Below are 3,213 nucleotides of genomic sequence, written 5' to 3'. Positions count from 1 at the left end.
TTGTGGATTAAGCCGCCCGGGCGTCACACTCCGGTGCAGCAAGGTTGGTTAGCCTACCATTATACGCAGGCTTAGACGATTTTTTCAATATCGATCAATGACTTGCTGCAGGGAAGCCGTTTCTGCCTGGGCACGCCCCGCCGCGATGAGCAACATCAGCAGCACACGCGCCTTGTACGGGTTGAGCGTGCCGGTTGATGCCCAGCCCTGCCCGTCGGGTTGCGCCGGCACCACGCCAGCCCCCGTACGCGTCGAGCGCAGCACATGCACACCCTGGCTGGACGCCCGCTGCAGCGCGGTTTCCAGATTCGCGTGGATGGAGCCCGCACCCGTGGCGGCAATGACCAATCCCTTCACGCCAGCAGCAACCAGCGCGTCGACCAGGCGCGCATCCGGCTGGGCATAGCTCGCCAGCACCTCCACCCAAGGCCACTGGCCGGCAGGCGGCAGTGGCAGTACGTCACCCTGCGCTGGACGCTGGGTCGCACGCTGGAACTGCACCTGGGTGTCCAGCACATAACCCATCGGACCGACGTCTGGCGAGACAAACGCCTCCACCGCGTAGGTATGCCCCTTCTGCACATCACGCGCCGCATGCACGCGCTGGTTGAGCGCCACCAGCACGCCGCGCCCGCGCGAGGCCGGGTTGGCCGCCAAACGCACCGCGTTCAGCAGATTCAACGGACCATCCGCCGACAGCGACGTCGACGGCCGCATCGCCGCGGTCATGACGATGGGCGTGTCGGTGTGTTGCGTCAGGTGCAGCAGCATCGCCGTCTCTTCCAGCGTGTCGGTGCCATGAGTGATGACCACACCGTCCACTTGCTCGACGTCGATCCAGTGACGGATGCGCGCGACCAGCTTTTCCCACACGTCGAAGGTCAGGTCCTTGCTGTCGATCTGGGCAACCTGCTCGGCGCGCACGTTGGCGATTCGCTCCAGGCCCAGCTTGCTGGCGGCCAGCAGTTGGTCGATGGGAACGGCGCCAGCGCGGTAGCGGGCGGCCGAGCCAGCGTCGTCAGCGGAGCCGGCGATCGTGCCGCCGGTAGCGAGGATGGCGATGGTAGGCAAGGACATCGTTGCGGTCATGCGTGGTGAGCAAGGCGCGCATTGTATCCGCCCGCCCGCCCCTTGCCGACGCGGGATTGCCCTCGGCGTCCGCGCCAAAACAAAACGCCGGCACACAGGCCGGCGCTTGCAGCAAAAGCGGCGTCACTTACTTCTCGACGAAGGCGCGCTCGATCACGTAGTCGCCCGCCTCGCCCATGCGCGGCGAAATCTTGAAGCCGCGCGCGTCGAGCAGCTTGCAGGTGTCTTCCAGCATGGCCGGGCTGCCGCAGATCATGGCGCGGTCGACGGCCGGGTCCAGCGGCGGCAGGCCGATGTCGGCAGACAGCTTGCCGTTGTCCGCGAGGTCGGTCAGGCGGCCCATGTTGCGGAACGGCTCGCGCGTGACGGTCGGGTAGTAGATCAGCTTCTCGCGGACCTGGTCGCCGAAGAACTCGTTGTTCGGCAGCTCGCTGGTGATGAAATCGGCATAGGCCAGCTCGCTCACCTGGCGCACGCCGTGCAGCAGCACGATCTTTTCGAAGCGCTCGTAGGTTTCCGGGTCCTGGATGATGCTCATGAACGGCGCCAGGCCGGTGCCGGTGCCGAACAGGTAGAGGTTCTTGCCGGGCAGCAGGTCGTCCAGCACCAGCGTGCCGACCGGCTTCTTGCTCACCAGCAATTTGTCGCCCACCTTCAGGTGCTGCAGGCGCGACGTGAGCGGGCCGTTCTGCACCTTGATGCTGAAGAACTCAAGGTGCTCTTCGTAATTGGGGCTGGCGATGCTGTAGGCGCGCATCAGCGGCTTGCCTTCGACTTCCAGGCCGATCATCACGAAGTGGCCGTTGTGGAAGCGCAGCGCCTGGTCGCGCGTGGTCTTGAAGCTGAACAGCGAGTCGTTCCAGTGATGGACGCTCAGAACGGTCTCTTGATTGAAAGCGGACATGGTGTCGTTCGGGCCAGCCTTTTCGGCAATATGGCGCAGTGCAAAATACGGTCAAGGCCTTGATTTTATGCGATTCCCTTCACCGGCGCCTGCATGGATTGCGCATAAGCTTCTAACCAGTCGCATGGGTTTTGACGTGGATCACATGGCGGGAGCTGCCCCTCACGCAACACGTCACAACAAAATCACTTGCGCTTCCCGCACTACTGTATAGAATCACAGCACCTGTTCAAATATACAGTACGTCGATGGCCACCCTCACCGCCCGCCAGCAGCAGATTTACGACCTGATCCGCCAGACGATCCAGCGCACCGGCTTTCCGCCCACGCGCGCCGAGATCGCCGCGGAGTTCGGTTTCTCGTCGCCCAATGCGGCCGAGGAGCACCTGCGGGCGCTGGCGCGCAAGGGCGTGATCGAGTTGACGCCGGGCGCCTCTCGCGGCATCCGGCTGCGTGCAGCGGGTGACGATGCCGCCCAGCACCAGTTCTCGTTGCCGTCGATGGGCTTGATGCAGCTGACGCTGCCGCTGGTGGGCCGCGTGGCCGCTGGCAGCCCGATCCTGGCGGCCGAGCATATTGACCGACAGTATCAGGTCGACTCCGCCCTGTTCTCGAGCAAGCCCGACTTCCTGCTGAAGGTGCGCGGCATGAGCATGCGCGATGCCGGCATCCTCGATGGGGACCTGCTGGCCGTGCAGCGCGCCGCGGAAGCGGCCAACGGCAAGATCGTGGTCGCACGCCTTGGCGACGATGTAACGGTCAAGCGCTTCCAGCGCAAAGGCCGCCACATCGAATTGATTGCCGAGAACCCCGATTTCCAACCGATCCACGTCGACCTGGACCGTGACGAGTTTCAACTGGAGGGTCTGGCCGTTGGCCTGATCCGGCCAGCCAGCCCGTAAGTCTTCGGCGCAGCCCGCGCCGTTTCCTTTGCCGTTTCATCCAACCCGGAGGTGAGCCGATGGCTCGCCGGGGCGGCTTGTTGCCGCCTGCTTTTCCACCCTAACCCAAGAGGTCTGCCATGCGACTCGGATCGATGCACTCCCGCCGCCGCCCGGTGCAACCGGTGCCTTTCCGCCAAACCCAAGGCGTGCGCATCTATCAGGGGGAACAGCGGCGCACCATGGTCGGCAGCATGGCCGCCATCTGCCGCATGTTGGATGCCATTCCAGCGGCCTCGCGCACTGCCGGCGCGGAAAGCTACTGAAGACGCTGGATCA

At 64.5% G+C, this 3,213-nt stretch carries 4 protein-coding genes; 2 read left to right on the top strand and 2 right to left on the bottom strand.

The window, feature by feature from the left end; genetic code table 11:
* Nucleotides 1-84 precede the first annotated feature (84 nt).
* Both QZ609_RS25800 and QZ609_RS25795 read right to left on the bottom strand, forming a co-directional pair.
* Nucleotides 85-1,077, bottom strand: a complete 993-nt coding sequence (locus QZ609_RS25800; protein WP_295501145.1) for an asparaginase — start codon at nt 1,075-1,077, stop codon at nt 85-87.
* A gap of 139 nt (nt 1,078-1,216) precedes the next feature.
* Nucleotides 1,217-1,993 carry a ferredoxin--NADP reductase gene (locus QZ609_RS25795; RefSeq protein ID WP_295501142.1) on the bottom strand — a complete coding sequence of 259 codons (777 nt, stop codon included), beginning with the start codon at nt 1,991-1,993 and terminating at the stop codon, nt 1,217-1,219.
* A gap of 248 nt (nt 1,994-2,241) precedes the next feature.
* On the opposite strand from QZ609_RS25795, the gene lexA reads away from it, so the two are divergent.
* Together lexA and QZ609_RS25785 are read left to right on the top strand one after the other, a co-directional pair.
* A complete protein-coding gene (lexA, locus tag QZ609_RS25790) occupies nt 2,242-2,895 on the top strand; it encodes a transcriptional repressor LexA (protein WP_295501140.1) in 654 nt (217 codons plus the stop codon).
* A 119-nt stretch (nt 2,896-3,014) separates the two neighbouring features.
* Nucleotides 3,015-3,200: a hypothetical protein gene (locus QZ609_RS25785; protein ID WP_295501137.1), complete on the top strand. Its 186-nt coding sequence runs from the start codon at nt 3,015-3,017 to the stop codon at nt 3,198-3,200.
* Nucleotides 3,201-3,213: the final 13 nt, after the last annotated feature.

Origin of the sequence: uncultured Ralstonia sp., from assembly GCA_913056305.1 — a bacterium.
Classification (GTDB): domain Bacteria; phylum Pseudomonadota; class Gammaproteobacteria; order Burkholderiales; family Burkholderiaceae; genus Ralstonia.
The sequence above is the reverse complement of the archived record's forward strand: the minus strand, read 5'-3'. Positions and strand labels throughout refer to the sequence as shown.

Coding starts and splice junctions, on each gene's coding strand:
- QZ609_RS25795 (WP_295501142.1), bottom strand. CDS start 1,993: ATGTCCGCTTTCAATCAAGAGACCGTTCTGAGCGTCCATCACTGGAAC.
- lexA (WP_295501140.1), top strand. CDS start 2,242: ATGGCCACCCTCACCGCCCGCCAGCAGCAGATTTACGACCTGATCCGC.
- QZ609_RS25785 (WP_295501137.1), top strand. CDS start 3,015: ATGCGACTCGGATCGATGCACTCCCGCCGCCGCCCGGTGCAACCGGTG.
- QZ609_RS25800 (WP_295501145.1), bottom strand. CDS start 1,077: ATGTCCTTGCCTACCATCGCCATCCTCGCTACCGGCGGCACGATCGCC.